Origin of the sequence: Terrimonas alba (assembly GCF_042434975.1) — a bacterium.
Classification (GTDB): Bacteria; Bacteroidota; Bacteroidia; order Chitinophagales; family Chitinophagaceae; genus Terrimonas_B; species Terrimonas_B alba.
Genome location: NZ_JBHMQM010000003.1, coordinates 662758 through 685516 on the forward strand (window position 1 = coordinate 662758; position 22759 = coordinate 685516).

At 42.6% G+C, this 22759-nt stretch carries 19 protein-coding genes; 3 read left to right on the plus strand and 16 right to left on the minus strand.

What is annotated here, in order from left to right; all coding sequences use genetic code 11:
* Positions 1-3: 3 nt before the first annotated feature.
* Entirely contained in the window at positions 4-1245 is a 1242-nt protein-coding gene (locus tag ACFEL9_RS11720; protein ID WP_385889942.1) for a nucleoside permease, read from the minus strand.
* 127 nt (positions 1246-1372) lie between these two features.
* Between ACFEL9_RS11720 and mqnE the strand changes: the two genes are divergently transcribed.
* On the plus strand, positions 1373-2548 hold the full coding sequence (mqnE, locus tag ACFEL9_RS11725) for an aminofutalosine synthase MqnE (RefSeq protein ID WP_385889945.1): 1176 nt from the start codon (positions 1373-1375) through the stop codon (positions 2546-2548).
* A 94-nt stretch (positions 2549-2642) separates the two neighbouring features.
* Positions 2643-3071 (plus strand): CBS domain-containing protein, encoded by a 429-nt coding sequence (locus ACFEL9_RS11730; RefSeq protein ID WP_276501864.1) that lies wholly within the window; start codon positions 2643-2645, stop codon positions 3069-3071.
* Between the two features lie 30 nt (positions 3072-3101).
* On the opposite strand, the gene ACFEL9_RS11735 is transcribed toward ACFEL9_RS11730, so the two are convergent.
* The 3 genes from ACFEL9_RS11735 to ACFEL9_RS11745 form a co-directional block, all read right to left on the minus strand.
* Positions 3102-4529 (minus strand): L-serine ammonia-lyase, encoded by a 1428-nt coding sequence (locus ACFEL9_RS11735; RefSeq protein WP_385889948.1) that lies wholly within the window; start codon positions 4527-4529, stop codon positions 3102-3104.
* Positions 4530-4611: 82 nt separating this feature from the next.
* Complete coding sequence (locus ACFEL9_RS11740) at positions 4612-5088, minus strand: FKBP-type peptidyl-prolyl cis-trans isomerase (RefSeq protein ID WP_385889950.1); 477 nt, start codon at positions 5086-5088, stop codon at positions 4612-4614.
* An 82-nt stretch (positions 5089-5170) separates the two neighbouring features.
* Entirely contained in the window at positions 5171-5485 is a 315-nt protein-coding gene (locus ACFEL9_RS11745; protein ID WP_385889953.1) for a hypothetical protein, read from the minus strand.
* 65 nt (positions 5486-5550) lie between these two features.
* Here ACFEL9_RS11745 and ACFEL9_RS11750 point away from each other — a divergent pair, with 65 nt between their 5' ends.
* On the plus strand, positions 5551-6477 hold the full coding sequence (locus ACFEL9_RS11750; RefSeq protein WP_385889956.1) for a hypothetical protein: 927 nt from the start codon (positions 5551-5553) through the stop codon (positions 6475-6477).
* Positions 6478-6552: 75 nt separating this feature from the next.
* Here the strand turns inward: ACFEL9_RS11750 and ACFEL9_RS11755 are convergent, their stop codons facing one another.
* The 12 genes from ACFEL9_RS11755 to ACFEL9_RS11810 all read right to left on the minus strand — a co-directional run bounded on the left by ACFEL9_RS11755 (position 6553) and on the right by ACFEL9_RS11810 (position 22479).
* Positions 6553-7986 (minus strand): MFS transporter, encoded by a 1434-nt coding sequence (locus ACFEL9_RS11755; protein ID WP_385889959.1) that lies wholly within the window; start codon positions 7984-7986, stop codon positions 6553-6555.
* Between the two features lie 85 nt (positions 7987-8071).
* Complete coding sequence (locus ACFEL9_RS11760; protein WP_385889961.1) at positions 8072-9064, minus strand: PfkB family carbohydrate kinase; 993 nt, start codon at positions 9062-9064, stop codon at positions 8072-8074.
* A 1-nt stretch (position 9065) separates the two neighbouring features.
* On the minus strand, positions 9066-9950 hold the full coding sequence (kduI, locus tag ACFEL9_RS11765; protein WP_385889964.1) for a 5-dehydro-4-deoxy-D-glucuronate isomerase: 885 nt from the start codon (positions 9948-9950) through the stop codon (positions 9066-9068).
* Between the two features lie 155 nt (positions 9951-10105).
* Entirely contained in the window at positions 10106-10870 is a 765-nt protein-coding gene (kduD, locus tag ACFEL9_RS11770; protein ID WP_385889967.1) for a 2-dehydro-3-deoxy-D-gluconate 5-dehydrogenase KduD, read from the minus strand.
* A gap of 14 nt (positions 10871-10884) precedes the next feature.
* Positions 10885-12327 carry a glucuronate isomerase gene (gene uxaC, locus ACFEL9_RS11775; RefSeq protein WP_385889969.1) on the minus strand — a complete coding sequence of 481 codons (1443 nt, stop codon included), beginning with the start codon at positions 12325-12327 and terminating at the stop codon, positions 10885-10887.
* Positions 12328-12719: 392 nt separating this feature from the next.
* Positions 12720-14363, minus strand: a complete 1644-nt coding sequence (locus ACFEL9_RS11780; RefSeq protein WP_385889972.1) for a UxaA family hydrolase — start codon at positions 14361-14363, stop codon at positions 12720-12722.
* Positions 14363-15901 carry a tagaturonate reductase gene (locus ACFEL9_RS11785; RefSeq protein ID WP_385889975.1) on the minus strand — a complete coding sequence of 513 codons (1539 nt, stop codon included), beginning with the start codon at positions 15899-15901 and terminating at the stop codon, positions 14363-14365. Before ACFEL9_RS11785 ends, ACFEL9_RS11780 begins: the two co-directional genes overlap by 1 nt.
* 5 nt (positions 15902-15906) lie before the next feature.
* Complete coding sequence (locus ACFEL9_RS11790; RefSeq protein ID WP_385889978.1) at positions 15907-16923, minus strand: pectinesterase family protein; 1017 nt, start codon at positions 16921-16923, stop codon at positions 15907-15909.
* Positions 16924-16933: 10 nt separating this feature from the next.
* On the minus strand, positions 16934-18844 hold the full coding sequence (locus tag ACFEL9_RS11795) for a DUF4350 domain-containing protein (RefSeq protein ID WP_385889981.1): 1911 nt from the start codon (positions 18842-18844) through the stop codon (positions 16934-16936).
* Positions 18841-20481 (minus strand): glycoside hydrolase family 28 protein, encoded by a 1641-nt coding sequence (locus ACFEL9_RS11800; RefSeq protein WP_385889983.1) that lies wholly within the window; start codon positions 20479-20481, stop codon positions 18841-18843. Before ACFEL9_RS11800 ends, ACFEL9_RS11795 begins: the two co-directional genes overlap by 4 nt.
* A gap of 156 nt (positions 20482-20637) precedes the next feature.
* Positions 20638-21072 carry a nuclear transport factor 2 family protein gene (locus tag ACFEL9_RS11805; protein WP_385889986.1) on the minus strand — a complete coding sequence of 145 codons (435 nt, stop codon included), beginning with the start codon at positions 21070-21072 and terminating at the stop codon, positions 20638-20640.
* A gap of 12 nt (positions 21073-21084) precedes the next feature.
* Positions 21085-22479 carry a Gfo/Idh/MocA family oxidoreductase gene (locus ACFEL9_RS11810; protein ID WP_385889989.1) on the minus strand — a complete coding sequence of 465 codons (1395 nt, stop codon included), beginning with the start codon at positions 22477-22479 and terminating at the stop codon, positions 21085-21087.
* Positions 22480-22759 lie beyond the last annotated feature (280 nt).

Here is a 22759-nt window from a genome sequence, read left to right on the forward strand (position 1 = left end):
GGATCAATGATGAATGCTCTGCATCTCCTTCGGATCATGCCTGTACCGAAACACCAGCGGGAAAACAATACCTAACACCAGTGCATAACCAGCAAAACTAAACCAGATGCTCTGCCAATCTTTAACGCCAGCCGCTGTAAAATAATCTACCACACGACCGCTGATCTTTGTGCCCAGCCAAGCTCCTACTCCGTTTGTCATCAACATAAATAATCCCTGTGCACTCGCCCTGATCTTGATGTCCGCTTCTTTTTCAACAAAAAGAGAACCTGAGATATTGAAAAAGTCGAAGGCCATGCCGTATACGATCATCGATAAAATGAGCAGGAATAATCCTGACCCAGGATTACCAATACCAAACAATCCAAACCGGAATACCCAGGCAAAGATGCTCAACAGCATTACTTTTTTAATTCCAAATTTTTGAAGAAAAAATGGAATAGTGAGAATAAACAATGTCTCTGAAATCTGGGAAATTGAAAGCAAAACATTGGGATGCTTTACGCCAAATGAACCAGGATACGTTAGTTTAAAATCATCCAAAAAGGCGCCACCGTAAGCATTGGTAATTTGTAATGCCGCTCCCAGGAACATCGCAAACAAAAAGAAGATAATCATTTTCTTTCTTTTGAAAAGCACAAATGCATCTAATCCCAATGAAGATGCGAGGCTTTTCTTCTGACCCGTTTTGGCGGGTGGACATTTCGGCATAGTGAAAGCATATATGCCTAATAGAATCCCCGCTCCGGCACTGATGTATAATTGAAGCGGACTCTTGGTCCAGCCTGCAAGATCTACCATCCACATTGCGACAATAAAACCAACTGTTCCCCATACCCTGATCGGGGGAAAGTCTTTCACAATATTATACCCTCTTTCCTCCAGAATAATATAAGATACTGTATTGTTCAATGCTATTGTCGGCATAAAGCACATAGAATTGAAAAGCATCACCAGGTATAGTGTGTTGTAATCTGTAACCGTAGAAGCATATAGTAAAAGGCAGGCGCCGATGATATGACAAAGCCCAAGCACTCTTTCTGCATTGACCCAACGGTCGGCAACTATACCCAGCAAAGCCGGCATGAACAAGGAAGCAACCCCCATGGTGCCATAAATATCCCCCACCTGCCAGCCTTCAAACCTCAATGTATTAAACAAATAAGCTCCCAACGAAATCAACCAGGATCCCCAAACAAAGAACTCCAGGAAATTCATTATAACCAGGCGGGACTTTACATTCATGCAATGGTGTTTTGTAAAATAATAAGTATTAGCAGGTAAGATAAGAATTTTTTAATGTTGCCAAATTTTATCGGACAACAAAACCTTAGGACCGTAATTTTGTTTTACCAATAAATAAATTACTACGATGCCCGGAGTTTTGGCGAAAGAAATTATGGAAACGGCCGCTATCGATTCTGAACTGGCGGCGATTGCAGAGAAGGTAAGAAATAAAGAAAGAATTACCGACCAAGAAGGCTTATTGCTCTTTGAGAAAGGCAGCCTCCCGTTTTTAGGATCATTGGCAAATTCCATCCGGGAACGATTACACGGCGACACTACCTACTTCAACCGCAACTTCCATATTGAACCAACCAATATTTGTGTTTTCAGCTGCAATTTTTGTTCCTATAGCCGTCTCTATGCGCATCGTGAAGAGGGGTGGGAACTCACAACTGATCAAATGCTGGATATTGTAAAAAGTTATGATGGCAAACCCGTCACTGAAGTACATATCGTAGGCGGCGTTCATCCAAAGCTGACAATGTCTTTTTTTGCTGATCTGCTTACAAAAATAAAAGCGCATCGCCCGGAGCTTCACATCAAAGGCTTCACTCCTGTTGAGTTGGATTATATGTTTAGCAAGGCAAAGCTTAGTGTGGAAGAAGGCATGAAACAATTGCATGAAGCCGGCCTGGATTCATTGCCGGGTGGCGGAGCCGAAATATTCAGTCCTGAAATAAGAGAACAAATTTGTGCTGATAAAGTAGATGCGGACGGCTGGCTGGCAATTCATGAAGCGGCGCATAAGTTAGGCATGCACTCCAACGCCACCATGCTCTATGGCCATATTGAGAATTATGCTCATCGTATTGATCACATGCGCCGACTAAGAGATCTGCAGGATAAAACGGGCGGCTTTAATACCTTCATACCGCTCAAATTCAGAAATAAGAATAATGATATGAGCTCCGTTCCGGAAAGCACCATCGTAGAAGACATGAAGATGTATGCCGTAGCAAGAATATATCTTGACAACTTCCCTCACCTAAAAGCCTACTGGCCTATGCTCGGGAGGCAAAATGCGCAACTGACCTTGTCATTTGGCGTAAATGATATCGATGGCACTATTGATGACACCACTAAAATCTACTCCATGGCCGGCTCTGAAGAACAAAACCCTTCTATGAACACAGCCCAGCTTGTCACTCTTATTAAACAGGCAAAAAGAAAGCCGGTGGAAAGAGACACATTGTATCATGTTATCAGGGATTATAGCGCCATCGAAGCAAAAGAACCCGAACAGAACCCGCTTTTGAATTGATGCCCGGTATCAACATTTCAATCCCTTTCCGGTAGTTAATTTTTTTTGGGGTTGCTTCGATCTTTCCGTAAATTCCCCATACAAAAACACGCATATGAATAAGGTATCTGACATTCTTGCCCGGAAAGGAAACACAGCCATTAACGTTTTACCGGAAACGACGGTATTGGATGCTTTGAAATTGATGGCCGAAAAAAACATCGGTTCTGTAGTGGTGATGGAAAACGATCATTTTTTAGGTATTGTAACAGAAAGAGATTATTCCCGCAAAGTGATATTAAAAGGAAAACATTCCGACGATACGATAGTTTCAGAAATTATGTCCAGGGATTTCCCTTCCATCAAACCATCAGACAGCGTGGAACATTGCATGTCGCTGATGACACAGCAAAACATTCGATACCTGCCCGTATTTGAAAAGGACCGGCTCAGTGGTATTATCTCAATGAGTGATGTAGTGAAGGAAACTATTCTTGCACAAAAGGAAACAATCAATCAATTGGAGAATTATATCAGGAGTTGATTCTTCTACTTCGCTCAACATACTTTTTAGCTAACATTCGCTTAAGCTGATAGGAATATTAACGGCAAGGCCGCCATCAGCTGTTTCTTTGTATTTGCTATTCATGTCCAGCGCCGTGTCCCACATTGTTTTTATTACAGCATCTAATGAAACTTTGGCATAGTCAGGAGTACTCTGCAAAGCAAGTTGCGATGCCGTGATAGCTTTGATGGCTCCCATCGTATTTCTTTCTATGCAGGGTACCTGCACCAGTCCGGCAATTGGATCACAGGTCATCCCGAGATGATGCTCCATAGCAATTTCCGCCGCCATCATAGCTTGCCGCTGGCTTCCGCCCATTGCCTCTGTCAATGCCGCGGCAGCCATTGCGGATGAAACACCAATCTCTGCCTGGCAGCCGCCCATGGCAGCTGAAATAGTCGCACCTTTTTTGAAAATACTACCAATCTCTGCAGCGGTTAACAGGAACCGAATGACCGACTCGTCTTTATGACCATTACAGAATGTAACAAAGTATTGCAGTACGGCGGGGATCACTCCGGCAGCTCCATTAGTAGGCGCAGTCACCACTCTTCCAAATGATGCATTTTCTTCGTTTACTGCTAATGCAAAACAACTGACCCAATCCAGCGTATATTTAAAGTCGTTGCCGCCTTGCTGTATAGCAGCCACCCAGGAATCAAAATCTTTATAGACTGCTCCAGGCAATAATTTTTTATTTAGTGAAGCGGCACGTCTTCTCACCGACAATCCACCCGGCAATACGCCTTCGGTATGACATCCCCTGTACATGCATTCTTTCATCACCTGCCAGATTTTCAAAATGCCTTCGTTCGTTTCATGTTCGGGTCTCCACGTATTTTCATTTTCCATCACTATTTCATGGATGGCTAGCCCCGTTTTTCGGCACCAATGAAGAAGATCACTTGCCGTGTTTATCGGGAAGGTTAATTGCAAATCGGCATTGGAAACAGAACCCTCCCCCTCTTTTATCACAAAGCCTCCACCGATGGAATAAAACGTTTCAGCTATTAAATCTCCGTTTTTCAACTTCACTAAAAACGTTAATGCATTGGGATGATAAGGCAATGATTCTGTAAACAGGAACTCAATATCTTCCCTGGAGTCAAACTTCACTTCATGCTTGCCTGCCAACACTATCTCTTTCATGGCAGCAATATCGGCTATCTTCGATTGGATGTTATTGACATCAAATGTTACCGGATCATCACCACTAAGTCCTAACTGAACGGCAATATCTGTCCCATGGCCATGACCGGTTTTTGCCAATGAGCCATAAAGCAACACTTTTATCTCCGCCACTTCAAAAAGAATATTTCGTGAGCTAAGTGTTTCGAGAAAACGTTGAGCGGCTCTCCATGGACCAAGCGTATGTGAACTGGAAGGTCCAATTCCTATTTTAAAAATATCGAAGACTGATATAGGTTCGTATGACAAGTAAAAATGGTTTCGACAAAATTACAATTAAAAAGCCCCGAACCGATAGCAGTTCAAGGCCTTTAAGCAAGCAATAATTCTATTATTGAACAGCAACCAGGTCAACTTCAAAAATTAAAATCGAATTGCCAGGAATAGAACCATAATCCTGGCTGCCATATCCCAGGCTTGGTGGAACATATATTACCATTCTTCCTCCCGCTTTTATCATTGGTAATACATTTCTCCAGGCGGGTACTAATCTACCAAGACTATAATCAACAGGAGTGGTTTGTTGATCAAATACATTTCCATTGGTTAAATAACCTTTATACTTAAAAGAAATATTAGAACATGGGTTTGGCGATTTATCCGTACCTATTGTTTCAATATTGTAAAAAACGCCGCTGCAATGCTGGGTCGCTGTAATTGAATTAGCGCTTATATAGGCCTGTAAGTTTGCTATCTCTGAAGCAGGGGCTTTGTTGGTACACGGATCATAATCACATTTTGATTCGTTCTTTTTGCAAGATTGGAGAAACAGGGTAAAGATTAAAATAGAGAATAATGCTTTTTTCATACGTCAATTTCAATTAGTCGCAAATGTAGGAGTTTGTATATAAAGACCGATATACCGTCGAAACGCTGCAAACCTGAAAAATTCAGGACCGCTCTTTTTTCGCCAAAAACTCTTTATAGCGCTGCTCATTTAAATCCCATTGATGTTTCGCCGAGAAAACTGCAACAAAAACAACAATCAGTAAGGCCGCAATGACCAGTACCAATATGAGTGAGGTTTGGGAACGTATCATCATATCAGCTCTCTTATACCAGCCGGAAAAAAAATTGATGAAAATGGCAATTACGATGGCAACAGATATGGGAAGGCCAATGGCCAGTTGTTTAAGTAGTTTTTTGCGGCGAAACCGGTTGTTTTCCCAGTACACAACAAACTTTTCCTCGTCTTCGGTAAGCATAATTGCGCAAAATTAAAACATATCAGCGTCAGACACTTGCATCAGCCGATCAAATTATTTATATTGTGTCTACAATTCCAACTGCCGTGAAAATACCATCTTTATTGGCCCAATACCTTTATAACTTCAAACAATTAGATCTTCCCGCTATTGGCACTTTCGTATTAGACAATTCTGCTATTTCTTCTCTCCAAAACACTAAACAACGGCAAACGATCCTGGAAGGAGTAAGTTTTGTAAACAAACCAACGGCAAAAGAATCTGCCGGACTAATTGAATTTATTGCCGAAAAAACCGGCAAGATGAAATCACTGGCTTCGTCTGACCTTGAATCACACCTGCAGTTGGCCCAACAGTTTTTAAATATGGGTAAGCCTTACCTGTTCGAAGGCATCGGTATTCTTACAAAATTGAAAACAGGAGAATATGAGTTTACATCCATAGCCGTGTCGACTGATAAAATAAAAGAATTAAACACGGCCGAAGACTTACAGCCAGTTTCCCTGGAAGAATCAAGTTCAAAATATGACACGTTTTTAAGTGGTTCAAAAACAAAAGTTGGGTGGCAGCGCCCCGTTGTTGCCGCCGCCCTGATTTTGGGAATTGGATTCACTATCTGGGGAGGATATGTGATTTCTAAGCGGAACAAACAAACTGAAATTACGTCAGCAGCCAGCGAAAATATTGTTCAGTCCGTTGAGGCAACACCAGACCCCACAGTAACCATGCCTGTGACTGATAGTAGTTCTTCAACAAGCCAGGTTTCAACACCGGAAAATTATAAATACGTTTTAGAGGTAGCGAAAAAAAGAAGGGCATTTAAACGTTATAATCAGCTTATTGATATTCGCTGGAAAGTACAGATGGAAACAAAAGACTCTATCCAGTACACCTTATTTATGTTACTTCCGGCCATCTCCGATACCAGCCGAACACTGGATTCACTGACCGCCATGACCGGGCGAAAAGTATATATCGAGTACTCCAACTGATTTCAAAAAAGCTGTACAAGAAAATAAAAAGAGAAGCTCATGGCTTCTCTTTTTTTCTACTGATGAATTTAGAGCTTACAGGTCTGTAATAGGTTTGTATTTTGGCACAAGCGACTTCATAACCAACCAGGCCACCAGGTAAGCGACAGCACAAATAGTGAACATAATAGTATAGCCTGTCTCAATATGCCCTAATGCCTTGTAATGATCAAACAATGCACCGCCCAGTTTTGACATTACCACACCGCCGATACCACCAGCCATACCACCAATCCCTACTACTGATCCAACAGCCTTTTTGGGAAACATATCCGATACCGTTGTAAATATGTTTGCACTCCATGCCTGGTGAGCCGAAGCACCGATACCAATCAATAAAACCGGTATCCAATAGCTGATATATCCCAATGGCTGGGCCAATAAAACGACAAGAGGAATGAATGCGATCATCAGCATGGCCTTCATTCTGCCATCATATACCCTATAGCCTTTCCGGATAAAATAAACCGGGAACCATCCCCCCATAATACTCCCCACCATAGCTATAGTATAAAGAGTCGCCAGAGGCAGCATTACTGCTCTGTCAACAATATTGTATTGTGCTTTGAGATAGGCAGGCAACCAAAATAAGAAGAACCACCAAACTCCATCTGTCATAAACTTTCCAAAGGCAAAAGCCCAGGTTTGCTTGTATTGCAACAATTTTACCCAGGATACTTTTTTCTCTTCTTCTGCTACTTCAGGGGCTTTCTCCTCTTCACCGGAACTAATATAAGCGAGTTCAGCCGCCGACAATCTCTTTTGTCGTTGAGGCTTTTCATAATATATCCACCAAAACAACAACCATATAAATCCGATGATCCCCATGATGATAAAAGCCCAGTCCCATCCCCAGTTCAACTGTATCCAGGGCACTGTAAGCGGCGCCAGTATTGCGCCCACATTCGCACCGGAATTAAAGATGCCGGTTGCTAACGACCTTTCTTTCTTCGGAAAATATTCCGCTGTTGCTTTGATAGCGGCGGGAAAATTTCCCGCTTCGCCAAATGCGAGTATGGCTCTCGAAAACATAAAACCCAAAACCGATATCGAAAATCCCGCGATTCCAAACCATCCTAAAACAGCAGACATAGCTTCACCAATTGGTATGGCAGCAGCATGAATGATGGCAGCCAACGACCAAATAACTATAGCCCACGCATAACCATTTTTGGTTCCCAACTTGTCAATTATCCTACCTGCAAACAACATGGAAAGAGCATAGCCAAACTGAAACACGGCGGTAATATTTGCATAATCCGTATTGGTCCAATTGAACATTTCCGGGCTGGACAAATAGGGCTGCAGCAAACTCAGCACCTGCCGGTCAAGATAATTGACAGTCGTAGCAAAAAATAAAAGAGCACAAATAGTCCACCTGTATTTTCCGACAGCACTCTGCGCACTGCTTGTTTCTCCCAAATTCCCGGCGAGTTCATCTTTTGTGTATTTTCCTATGGCATTCTGCATGTTGTTTGTCTCCGATCCGCTGTTGCGAATAGTTTAAAAACTATGAAAGAATAATTTTTATATAGCTACGCTCCGTTCGTTTCATTTATATTCTCGCTTTTACCTGCTGTACCGTTTGCTGGGTAGCATCCCCTGTTTCATACAACTTACCCACGGCAGCCGCTGCGGCAAAATTGATAATGTCTTTCGACTGATGCTGATGATAAAGTCCGTAAATCAAGCCAGCCATAAAACAGTCTCCGCTTCCTACTCTATCCACTACCTCGTCGATCACAAACTTTTTTGAGACAGTCATTTCGGCTCCATACTGCAAGACGGCCCAATAATCGTTTTGTAACCGAAATGTATAGGCGAAGCTGGAAGCCTTTTTATAATGCTTATGTAGTTGCAGCATACTGTTGCCGGTAGCCTCTATAAGTTCATCGCTGCTTTTTCCTTCACTGCTTTTGATGGGTGATGAAATTCCTAACAGGCTTTCTACGGCCCAGAGGTTTCCCATGATCACATCACAGTATTGTACCAATTCCGGCATCACATCTTCCGGCTGCTTGCCATATTGCCAAAGCTTGGCCCGGTAATTCAAATCAACAGAAATTTTTATTCCCCTGGCTGATGCGGCTTTCAATGCCTCTTTACAAACCAGTGCGGCATTTTCATTCAATGCAGGACTGATGGCACTAAAATGAAACCAATTACAATCCTTCAACACCTCATCCCACTTGATCATGCCGGGCTGTAATGATGCGAAAGATGAGTGAGCCCTGTCATAAATAACTCCTGCATTTTTTAAATCAGCACCCTGCGGTAAATAATATATTCCAATCCGGTCACCTGAAAAATGAATAGCAGATGTGTCAATATTCTTTGCCTGCAATTCATCAATGATCTCTTTGCTGAAATAATTATCCGGCATGGCCGTACCATACATAACCGGCAACTCCCACTTGGCCAAAGCTGTAGCTACATTCAATTCAGCTCCGCCAACATACACCGGCATTGATGCTTCGCTGATCCATTTCCTGTTTAGCACAGGACTCATCCGCAACAGTATTTCACCAAAACAAAAAATTTTACTCATTTTATTTTAATTCATGCACAGGAGCAGCATCCATATCTGTATACACTAAATTTTCACCGGCCATTCCCCAGATAAAACCGTAATTGCTGGTGCCGCAGCCAAAATGGGTGCTCCAGGGAGGCGAAATAACGGCTTCGTGATTGGCCATAGCAATATGCCTTGTTTGTTGCGGTTCGCCCATGAAATGGAAGATGCGATGTTGTTCTCCCAAGTCAAAATAAAAATAAACTTCCATTCTGCGGGTATGGGTATGCGGTGGAACAGAATTCCAAACACTACCGGCTTCCAAAACCGTCAGGCCCATCACCAGTTGGCAGCTTCGGATGCCATCGAGGTGAATGTATTTATACACAGTTCTTTTATTAGATGTTTCAGCTGCGCCTAAGTTAACGGGTGCTGCCTGCTCTTTTGTAAATTTTGTATTGGGATAAGTGGCATGAGCCGGCGCCGATAACAGATAAAATATAGCCGGGTCAGCAGATTGATCACTGGAAAAACTCACTTCTCTTGTGCCCTTTCCAGCATATACACAGTCCAGTTTATTCAATTCAAAAGATTGTCCATCGAGCACAACCTTACCCTTTCCCCCAACATTGATGATCCCTAATTCCCTTCTTTCCAAAAAATATTCAGCTCTTAACTCCGGGTGATTCGGAAGCTGTATGGATTTGCTCATCGGTTTTGCACCACCGATAATCACCCTGTCATAATGTGTATAGGTCAATTGAATTGTATCATCCTGCATAAGTGGCGATACCAAAAAATTTTCCCGGAGCCGGTCCGTGTCAAAATGTTTCGTCTCGTTTTGGCTAATAGCAAAGCGAATGCCCATGCCCTCATTTTCAACCGGTGAAAATTGAATATTATTTGTATAATGAAGTTTCATTTTTTGTTCAATAATTTACTTTTTACATTAATCATCGAAAATAATGATTACCTGTATATAACCGCTAACCTGCGATGCTAAATAAAGCTGCTAAACATTTTACAATGACAGAAACTTATCTGCACTTGATCAATAAAAATCATAGATAAAAAAGGCTATCGGGCCATCCATCCACCATCTACAAACAACACAGTGCCATTTACATAATTGGACGCATCAGACGCCAGGAAAACAACAGGCCCTTTGAAATCATCCGGAACTCCCCAACGTCCGACAGGTATACGGGCTAAAATTGATTGATTTCTATCAGGGTCTTCACGCAAAGCCTGGGTATTATTTGTTTCGATATAACCCGGTGCAATACCATTTACACAAACACCTTTGCTACCCCATTCGTTTCCAAATGCTCTTACCAAACCTGCCACCGCCGATTTGGATGCAGTATATCCGGGTACATTAATTCCTCCCTGGAAACTAAGCAGTGAACAGGTATAAATAATTTTACCACCGCCTTTTTCAATCATATGTTTTCCAAATTCACGACCCAAAATAAATTGGGCATCCAGGTTGATCGAAATCACTTTGTCCCAATATTCATCAGGATGTTCCGCTGCCGGCTTCCGCATAATAGTGCCCGCATTACTGACCAATATGTCAATTCTGCTGTGTTCAGCCTTTACCTTGTTAACGAACGTATACAATTGATCTCTTTCGGAAATATCAAGTTTATAATACGTAAATTCTCGGCCGGCTTCTTCTACTGCTTTTTGTGTAGCTGTATAATCACCAACCCGTGAAGTGCCGATAATATCAGCTCCTGCTTCTGCCAGCGCAATGGCCATTCCTTGTCCGATGCCGGTATCACATCCTGTTACAACTGCAGTTTTGCCTGCGAGACTAAATAATTCCAATGTTTGCATTAAGTATGACTATTTTAAAATGTTGTTTGCTTTTCTGCCATTGGCAGACTTAAAGATTCAAATTTAAAATAGTCGCGGGCATTATTGTAACAAATATCCTGTATTATCTTTCCAGTCCATGGAATATCATTGGGCAATTCTCCATTTTCAATTTCTTCGCCAAACAAATTGCAAAGAATTCTTCTAAAATACTCGTGTCTTGGGAATGAAAGAAAACTACGACTATCGGTCAACATGCCGATAAACCGGCTAAGCAGTCCCATATTGGACAATGCGTTGATTTGCGTAATCATTCCATCTTTCTGATCTAAAAACCACCATGCCGATCCCCATTGTACTTTACCAGCAACTGATCCGTCGTTGAAATTACCAATCATGGTTGCCATTACTTCATTATCTGCGGGATTAAGATTATAGATAATTGTTTTAGCCAGCTTATTGTCAGCATCCAGGCGGTTTAAAAATTTGGCCATGGATCTTGCCTGCGCAAAATCGCCGATGCTATCCCAACCAGTATCGGGTCCAAGTTGTGATAACCTGCGACTGTTATTATTTCTTAATGCTCCCAAATGATATTGCTGCACCCAACCTTTTTCCCAATCCCATTCAGCAAAAATCACCAGCATAGCGCTTTTGAACCGGAGATTTTCTTCTGTCGAAAGATTTTTGCCGGAGCGGATCTTGTCAAAAATTGACTTAATAGCCGCCTCGGTATAGTCTTCGGCATAAATATTCTCAAGACCATGATCGGATACTGAGCTGCCCATAGCAGCAAAAAAGTCATGACGCTTTTTTAATGCATCGAGGTAATCAGCAAAGCTGTTGACCGAAACATTCGATGCAGCCTCCAGTTTGCCGAGGTATTGATTAAAGGACACAGCATCGTCCACATTCATTGCCTTATCTGGCCGGAAGGCCGGCAACACTTTTATGGAAAACTCATCATCCCTGATCTTTTGATGATATTCAAGAGAGTCAACAGGATCATCGGTGGTACAGAGAACCTCCACGTTCATTTTTTGCAATAATCCCTTCACACTATACTCCGCCGATTGCAACTTGGCCGTGCATGTTTCATATATTTTACTGGCACTGGCAGGATTCAAGATATCGTGAACATCAAAATAACGCTGCAGTTCCAGGTGTGTCCAGTGATACAAAGGGTTTCTTAAAGTGTTAGGAACGGTTGCTGCCCATTGTTCAAATTTTTCCCAGTCGCCTGCTTTGCCGGTGCAATAATCTTCATTGATACCATTGATGCGCATCGCTCTCCACTTATAATGATCGCCATACAACCAGGCCTGTGTCAGGTTTTCAAAATTGATATCATTAGCGATCTGCTCCGGTGGCAAATGATTATGATAATCGATCACCGGCATTTGCTTCGCAAAATCATGGTAAAGCTGTTGAGCCGTTTTATTTTGCAACAAAAAATTTTCGTCTAAAAATTTTTTCATACTACTTTTTTATTTTTTGTACCAACTGCAGTACTACTATTGAGCTTCCGTTGCGCCTGCCTGCCGGTAGGCACGTCGCACTCTTCATCGTTCTGTTCGCTATTTGGCAACCCACCCCTGTTTACTACAGTAGTGAGTTTCCTAAGTTCGCCCCTCCAAGGAGGGGAAACGTTCCTCTCCAATACTTTTCGGCCACATCCTCCTTCTCCTTCCCCAAAAGGGAAGGAGCGGTGCCGCGTTGCAAACCCACACTTCATAACTACCACATCAACATTATAACTCTGCTCAGCTATTTCGAAGACTCCGATAATTTATTGAAGTCATCGAAAAGCGAGGGCTGCGCTTTGGTGGTCCCGACATTTCGTCGGGATCGGGAGGAGGCTGAATAGGCATTACAAACTCACACCCCTCTTCCATGGAATGAAATCATCCTGGTTTAGTTGCACAGCTTTGGGTATCACTTCACCACTGGCGGCTTTGATACAATATTCCAGTATTTCTTCTCCCATTTGTTCAATTGTCTTATCTCCTTCTACAATCGGTCCGCAGTCAATATCAATAATATCACTCATTCGTTTTGCAAGAGAAGAATTGGTAGCTACTTTAATAGTTGGGCAAACCGGATTTCCTGTCGGAGTTCCAAGCCCGGTTGTGAATAAAATAAGCGTAGCGCCGCTGGCAGCTTTACCAGTTGTAGCTTCCACATCATTGCCAGGAGTACAAACCAAGTTTAGTCCAGGCTTTACGGCCGGCTCTGTGTAATCCAATACATCTTCAACCGGTGAAGTCCCACCCTTGCGTGCAGCACCGGCGCTCTTGATAGCATCCGTTATCAATCCATCTTTTATATTGCCGGGCGAAGGGTTCATGTGAAACCCCGATCCGACTTTCGTAGCAGCCTCACTATAAGCGGTCATCAAATGAATAAATTTTTTTGCCGCTGCTTCATCCTTTGTACGATCGATTAAGTTTTGTTCAGCACCACATAGTTCGGGGAACTCCGCCAGCAATACTTTACCACCCAGGGCTACCATCATATCAGAAAAATACCCCACAGCAGGATTAGCAGAGATACCACTGAAACCATCACTACCACCGCATTTTACGCCTACCACCATTTTATCCAGCGAAGCCGGCTTTCTTTCAAGTTTGTTTGCTTCAATCAAACCTAAAAACGTTTTGCGAATCGCTTCGGTTATCAATTGCTCTTCGCTTTGCGATTGCTGTTGCTCAAAAATGTATAGCGGTTTGTCAAAATTTGGATTGCGCTGATTCAAATCATTTTGAAAATCCTTTACCTGGAGATTCTGACAACCCAGGCTTAACACCGTGACACCTGCAACATTGGGATGATCAGCATAGGCTGCTAATAGTTTGCTTAAAATAGCCGCATCCTGCCGGGTACCTCCACATCCGCCCTGGTGATTTAAAAATTTAATACCATCCACATTTTTAAATAACCTCACCTCGGCCCTCTCCGAAGAAGAGGGAGAAAGGTCGGCGGAAGTGATATCTTCACCCTTCTTATAAAGCTCTATAAGCTGATGTGTTTTTTGTTTGTATTTATCGGTGACGGCATAGCCCAGTTCGTTGTGCAGGGCTTCCCGAATCACATCGAGATTCCTGTTCTCACAAAAAACAGTTGGAATAAATAGCCAATAATTAGCTGTGCCAACTCTCCCGTCACTACGGTGGTAACCATTAAAAGTGCGGTTCCTGAATTTGCTAACATCCGGGGCCTGCCATTTATAATGATAGGGTCTGTAGGCAAATGGTTCAGCAGCATGCTTAACATTTTGCGTCGTCATGAGCCCACCAGCAGGAATATCATGCTGCGCCTTACCTACCAGTACTCCATACATAATCACTTCATCGCCTGCCTTCATATCGTTCACAAAAAACTTATGTTTCGCCGCTATATCATCCGCCAAAACAAAGGTTTCATTTTCGTACTGTACCGACTCGCCTTTTGATAAGTTTTTAAGCGCCACCAGCACATTATCCTTCGGATGAATTTTCAATACATTCGGTTTCATCAATTTGCTATCGATTTTGCCGGTTGTGAAATTTGTTTCAATACAGCAACCACGCCGTTATCAATTAACTCCTGCAATTTACCGGAAACCGCTGCAGTAAAATCAGCATGGTTGCCAAGGTTAGTTTCCCAAAATGCCTCATCGGATAAAATATCTGCTACTAATTGGTGAGTACTGGTTGCAGTTTGCCATTTTTCAGCAAACCAGGCTGCATTATCGTCGTTGATATGATATCGTTTGCCATTCATCTCTCCATAATACTTGCCATCATCAGCCCGTTCTGCCTTCATAAACAACAGGTGCCCAGCCATACCCGTCGCCATATAGCCCGGCACCGTACCAAAACGATCCAGGTATTTTTTGATCACGGGGATATTCCGCAATTTCATTTTGGATGAATACTGCATTGTAATACTCAACCATTGATGATCTATATGGGGATTGCGAAAACGATCCAACACTTTTGCTGCAAAATCCTTTGCAGCTTCAATACTGAGATTAGCGTTGGTGATCGAAGGTGCTATTTCCTGCATCATGAGATGACTGATATAGGCAGAAAAATTCTCATCGTCCATTGCCTGCTTCACTGTTTGAAACCCGGCCAGGTGAGCTAAGCCGCAACTAAACGTATGCGAACCGTTCAACAAGCGAAGTTTTAATTCACGGAAAAATTCAATGTCATCCGTAATGATTACACCTTTGTCCGCCTCGCTGAATGACAATATTTCCTTCACCTGTTTTTTATCTGATTCAATGGCCCATAAACGATATACTTCACTCATGATCATGAGCTCATCCGTATAACCTGTTTCTGCATCCATCTTTGACTGCATGGCAGCAGGCAACTTACCCGGCACAATGCGATCTACTAACGAATTGCAGAAATAATTAGCATTTTCTAACCAGTCCATGAATGCATATTCCAGATTATTTTGATGAGCCAACTCTTCAACAATCGCTTCCAGTTTCGTCCCGTTATCCGTGATCAGTTCGGTAGGAATGATCACCATACCTTTAGAAGGATCGCCGTTGAAAGCCCTGTAGCGCTTATATAAAAACGCCAATAGCTTGGCAGGAAAAGATCGTGGTGGAGATGCCTGCAGGTCGTCGTCTGCATCCAGCACAATGCCCACTTCGGTTGTATTGGAAATGATCACCTGCATATCCGGATTAGCGGCACATTTTAAAATCTCTTCCCATTGCGTAGCAGCCGACAGAACCCTGCTGATGGCGGAGTGAACAATGTTTTCTTCAATGGTATTACCATCTTCTATTCCTCTTACACAAAGCGTATATAGACCATCCTGCTGGTCAAACGCATCGGCTCCACCGCTGGCTGTTGACTTTATGACCACAACTCTTCCATTGAAAATATTTTGGCGGTTAGCCTTATCAATAAAATAGTCAGGCAAGCCACGAAGAAGTACTCCCGTGCCGAACTGCAATACCTTTTCAGGCAATGCAAATAAACTTTCATCCGGAATGACCACGGCATTTTTCGGGTCAATCGCTTTCAAATTCTTTTTAGACAGTTGCATAGTTATCAATTCTCCTCAGGATTCCACCTGTTTTTAAAAACCCATTTTACATTTATATTACCTGCATCTACCGAAGCAGGAAGATTGTTTGCATACCACTTAAAATCATTCCCTCCTTCACGATGACAATTATAATAATATATTCTTTCGCCCCATTGAATGATATTGGCAGTTTGTACACGATAAATGGCAGAATCCCTCATATTCCTGGCAAACTCACAATTGATGAGGTAGAATTGCGCATCGCGATGGTAACGGCCCAATAAAAAACCATCATAACCTTTGAAGCTACATTTAACCAACACCGTTTTGGAATCTTCTGCTTTGGAACCGTCATGCCAGATAGCCGCAGTGCCCGTGTGGGTAATGAATTCACAATTTTCGGCCCAGGCCCATCCCCGCGGGCAATAAAAGTCAACACCGCCTTCCATCACGCAATCCTTGAAATACCACATGCCGTCATCCACATTCCAGGGACTCACTGTATCTCCGCCAAATGCTTTGAAATGACAATTGATGGCTTTCATTTTTGTTGCATTCATTGTTCTTAATGCCATCTGGTGGCCATCTCTTCTCAATTTTTGCTCCTTATTGTCTGCAGTGCTGGTGGCGCAGTGAATAGTTTTTTCCCGGTAATCAAATCCAAAATTGTTGGTGATCGTCAAATTCTTCAGCGTTATATCATCGGCGCCTACATTCATTGTCGCAACACCCCAATCATCGCTGTGTCCGCAGCGCCATTCATCTCTTGCAACAGATTGAATAATGATCGTTCCTTCCCTGCTCTCTCCTTCAAATACTATATTGCTTTTTTCGATATAAAGCTTTTCGTTATAGATCCCATTTTTTATAAATATCGTTCGTGGTTCAGCCGACGAACCGGCAATGGAGTTGACGGCTCCCTGTATAGTTTTGAAATCGCCCTTGCCGCTGGCATCAACGACAATTTTTTTCTGAGCCGGCGCATCAAGAAAAAGCATTAACGCTCCAATCAATAAACTATATGTTTTCTTTCTTTTCACTTTTCACTTCTCACTTTTTACTTTGCAGAAGCAACCACTTCACCAAATCAGTTGCAGCTTTAAAGTTGGGATACTCGGCCGGTAGTTTTCTACCGTCGAGGTATTCATTATATAACCACGGATCGCCCACTGCCAATATACTGCCCTTTCCATACTTTGCTACCGCAATAATCACTTCGTTATCTTTTGTCACTAACGCTTTAGCAGGAGATTTAACCGTCAACACGCTAATTTCCTTCAAATACATTTTATAGCTATCACTGAAAACCTTTTTGTCATTGGGTATTACCACGCCTGTTTCGTAAGCGTCGTTTTTAACCATATTTCTGCTCAGGTCCGTAAAGTGAATGCCAAAGGTCTCACTCAGTTTATTAAAATGCCGGAGGTCACAATTAGCACTGTCATTTGCCATCAGTAACAACACCCCTCCTGCTCTTACCCAATCACTAATCGCTTTTACATCTTTTGACGACATATAATTCGGTTTGGGATTATCTTTCAGGTGATCGGGATCTACGATAATATATACAGACGCTTTCCTCAGATTATCAGCAGTTGGCGCCGCATCTAAAGAAGCCAGCTTAGCGCCGTACTTGTTAAAAATATGCCCTAAACCCGCAAAGCCGGGATGTGAATATTCTTCCCATATATAATGCCAGTAACCCAAATTTCCTCCGGGGCCTTTTCTTTTTTCACTGTTGAAATACCGGTCGAGTAAAATTGTTTTGCCTTTCCCCGCCGATTGTGTTGGCAACATCTCCATTTCATTACTTGCCAGTAAAAAAGCGCCGAGTCCCTTGGGATCATTAACAATAACATCTTCACTCATATAATAAGCAAAGCTACCATCACGATATGGATTGCCACCAAGTCCGCTTACTTTCACTGTGCCATGCAAATTGGTTTGACCATCTTCTACTTTGATAAATTCTTTAACGATACCAGCATATCCTTTTTTTGCTATCGAAAGTTTAGTAGCTGGCAAATATCCTTTTCTAACTCCTTTGGCAACGGCATACACAAACTGGCTGCTCGCCGACGCTTCGAAATAGTTTTTTTCCTTGCCCGGCCCATTGTAATTCAAAATATCCAGCCACAGACCGGTTTTGGGGTCCTGTACTTTTTCAACTGCATTCACCAGCCGGTTCAGAATACCGATAAGGTTTTTTCGTTTCGGATGATTTTCAGGAAACCAATCTAAAGCATCTACCAATGCCGTAGCATACCAACCCATTGCTCTTGCCCAAAACAACGAAGAAGTGCCTGTTTGTTTATTGGCCCACTGTTGCTGACGGCTTTCGTCCCATGCATGGTAGAGCAAACCTGTCTTTGCATCCCTCGCATGTTTTTCCATCCAGATAAATTGTTTGGCCACATCATTGAACGCTGTATCCTCGTTCATCAAATTGGCGTACTCCGCATAAAAAGGTGAGCCCATGTATAGCCCATCCAGCCACATCTGGTTAGGATAAATTTTCTTATGCCAGAACCCACCTTCTTTGGTACGCGGATGTGTATGCAGTTGCTCTCTCAATAACTTCGCTGCTTTCAGGTATTTTTCTTTTTGTGTCACCCTATAAAGAAGCAGGACCAGCTTTCCATTATTGATATGATCAATATTATATTCATCGGGCCGGTATGTTTTGATGGAACCATCGTCCTGAACGAAATAATCCATTTGCTTCTGGATATAGTTATAATATTTCACATCGCCGGTGTTTCTCCAAATACCTTCGAAACCTTTTAAGATAACACCCATGTCATAGGACCATTTTGCCTGGCTTCCCAATGCGAAAGAATCCTTCCACCTGTTCATCACGGTTTCGGCCACTTGTTCAGACAAAGCTTTTTGTTGAGCAACCAAATCTGTTGCCAGGCAAACAAATAAAACAAAAGCTGCTATGCGGAAAATCTTCTTCATTTTACGGTTACGCTTTTTTCTGTTGCTCCTAATTCATACACGATCTTCTCTTTCGCCCTGGTGGCATCAGTGTTTTTAATATTGATAGCATTACTCCTGTCGCCACTGACCCGGAACAATAACTCTGAGTTGTCTTTATAGGTGATCTTATCAAAAGTCAATTTATCGCTTTGCACGATATCAACTACAGGGTTCGTTTCATTGCTTATTACCCTGATATTTTTGAAAGTAATGCCGGTCGCCTCTTGCACGTCAATACCTTTTTTGGCCTGTAGCACCATATTTTCCAGTACAATGTTCTTCACATGCATTTCAGGAAGACCACGAACAAAGATGGCCTTTTCGGCGCCGTTGCAATACACGTTGCTGATATGAAAGTTGCGAAACTGCGGCGTTGTTTCATCAACAGATTTGAATTCCACTTTTGGCAATTCTCTTTTTTCGCCGGCTAGTACTACCGGATCTTTAGCCATATAATACATATCAAAAAGAATGGCTTCGGCAGGAATATCCTTCATATAAATATCCTTGATGAAGATATTCTCCACGATACCACCACGGCCCCTGGTCGTTTTAAAACGCAGCCCGATATCAGCTCCAACAAACGTGCAATTGCTCACATAAATATTTTTTGCGCCACCACTCATTTCACTGCCAATCACAAATCCACCATGGGATGAATACACAGTGCAACCCCGAATGATCACATTTTCCGTAGGCATAGCTCTTTTTCTTCCTTCAGCATCCCGCCCACTTTTCATACACAAGCCATCATCTCCCACGTCAAACACCGAATTTTCGATCAACACATTTTTACAACTTTCCACATCAATACCATCGCCGTTTTGCGCATACCAGGGGTTTTTGACAAAAACATTTCTTACCGTAAGGTGTTCACTCATCAGCGGATGCAGGCACCAGGCCGGCGAGTTTTGAAAAGTGACACCTTCCAGCAAAATATATTTACAGTTAGTAAGTAAAAGCAAGTTGGGCCGAAGAAAATCTTTAATACTCTCATAGAACGCTGCATCCTTGCCGATGATACCGGGATTGGCCGGCATCTTTGAGCCTTTCATAAATCCTTCAGAAGGGTACCATGTTTTTTGATCTTCACTCAATACACCGCCTGAAGCAACCAGTTTTTTCCATTGGCTCCCGGTCAGTTTATCTTTTTTTACCGCCCGCCATACATCACCGTTCCCATCGATGATGCCTTTTCCAGTTATTGCGATATTGGTAGCACCGGTAGCCGAAATAGGTGATTGATTTCTCATTTGCGGCAGGCCTTCCCAATTAGCCTCTATTAATGGATATTCATTTTTATCTTTTGTAAACAACAACGTAGCACCTCCAGCCAAGTGAAGATTGACATTGCTTTTCAACACCACTGGGCCTGTAAGCCACAACCCGGCAGGAATAAGCACGACGCCGCCACCTTTTTTACTGATCGCATCAATAGCGGTGTTAATACTTTTTGTATTTAATGTATTGCCATCCGGTATAGCACCGTACTTAACAACACTCAGCGTATCCTTTTTGAATTTAGGAGCAACCACCACGGGCAACTTCATCCCAAATTGTGATGAAGCAACACTAACAGACACTACTGCAACAAGAAAAAAGAAAAGCTTTTTCATTATGTCAATTAATCGTTATACAAACACCTGGTTTGTAACGCAAGTTTACTCTGAAAGTCATTCATAACAGGCCAGTTATAACTCTTTATTTACGCAATCGTTACCGGTATCGATACCATCCCAGCGCCAATCATTCAGTTGATTTAATCAAAACCCTTATTGAGCTGTTTTAACGGCTTGCCTGGCCAGCAACTTCCATTGCTTATTTTCCTTTTGAAAGACCAATAAAATGGCCAGGTGAACTTCACCGGGTTTTCCATTATCATTGGTTGTCGCATTCAACTTATGCCGGACGACGGCGGCTTTGCCGCTGACACTAATAGTCTGATCTTTTAATTCGATCGTTACAAAATCGGATTTACCCGTGGCTATCTTGTCAACAAATTCCGTTTTGCCTTCTACGTAGCCGCTGCTGTGGCCATAACTCAGTTTATCTGAAGCAATGGTTTCTAATTCCGCTTTGTTACCATCAATCATCGCCTTCCGTAATTGTTCAACAGCGTTGCTGACTGCTGCTTCCTCCTTATTTTGGGCATAGACGTTGATCATTGTGATGAGCAATAAAAATGTTACGGTTAATTGTTTTATCATGGATCATTTTTTTTAGAATCTGTTGGCCATGGGAACCAAATCCGTTAATTCGGAAATTTTTACCGGCCGTTTTTGTTGAATACTTTTTCTTGCCGCAATACCAATCAAAATCGACATGGCTCCTTCCCTTGTTCCTGCCATCACATGATGTGGATTGTCATTGGTATCCACAAACATCCTGCGCTGCATCCGGATATCACCACCACCATGACCTCCCCTTATTTTAGGAGTGGTGTACACCTCAAAACCTTTTCCAAAGTTATCCATTGCCAGTATTTCCCGCACTTCCCCGGCAATAGCATCATCTGCATTCGACATTTCGATGGCATGTCGTTTGGCCTGGTCTTCCGGTGTTTTTTGCAGGTAAGGAATATCTTCCCAGGTTTCTATTCTTCCTTTCAATCCATTAAAGGCGATCTGCCACCCTTCATAGGGAGAATAGGTAGTGAGTGAATAATTGACGACCACACCATTGGCATATACAATTTGGGCCGACATCTTATCGTATATATCGATTTCATCACTCCAGACACAACCATCTTTTATATAACCATCATGGTGCTCATTGTTTACATATAAATCCATCTGTTCTTTTTCCTTCGTGATATCCCAGTAAAATTTGCATTTATCCTTGTATTCACAACCGCGGCACTTTTTTCCACGGAAGGGATTGTTTTTTCCATAATGATCCAGTGTACCAAAGGCTGAAACCTCTACCGGTTCCGAATTCAGCCACCAGTTCAACAGGTCAAAATGATGAGTAGCCTTATGCACCCAGAGTGATCCACTATTTGCCATACGGCCATGCCACCTCCTGAAATAATCAGAACCATGATGCACATTCAGGTACCAGTTGAAATCAACCGAAGTGATTTTACCTACCCGTTCGGCTGCTAACAATTCTTTTAGCTGCATATTATGCACACTGTGACGATAATTAAATGCAACAATCACCTTTTTGCCGGATCTTTTTTCGGCATCCAAAATCCTTTTACATTTTACTTCATCCGTGGTCATTGGCTTTTCAGTGATCACATTCACACCCATATCCAGCGCTTTTTCAATAAATTCATCGTGGGTAGCGTCGACAGTGGTTACAATTACATAATCCGGTTTTGTTTCCCTCACCATCTGTTCAAAATTGCTGAAGGTCGGGCAACTTACCTCCATCATTTTTTTCACATACTCCAATCTCCCCGGATTAATATCCGATAAACCGACAAACTCGGTTACATCACCAAAAGTTTTAACCATGCTTCTTCCCCACAGGCTCGATCCACGGGCGCCCGTACCGACTAAGGCCAGTTTTATTTTTTTTCCGGGAGGAATAGCGAAAGATTCAAAAGGATTCAACATCAAAGCTGCGCCAGCGGCAGCGGTAAATTTCATAAATGTGCGGCGTTCCATGGCAATGATCGTTTTATTAAAATATTTTTTGTTACCAGCTTTAGATTTTCATAGCATCGTTCCTTGCGCCTGCCCCGACGAGGAGCGAAGCGACAGAACTCGGGGTCCCACTCTTCAAGGTTCTGGCCTCTCCCTTCTTTTCCCTCTCCGGTGGAGAGGGAACGGTGCTGCATTGCAAAGCCAAACTTCATATCTACCACATCATCTTCAGGTCGCTACCCAGCATTTTCGGAGTTACCGACTATTATCAGCATTTCCGAAAAGCGAGGGCTGTGCTTTG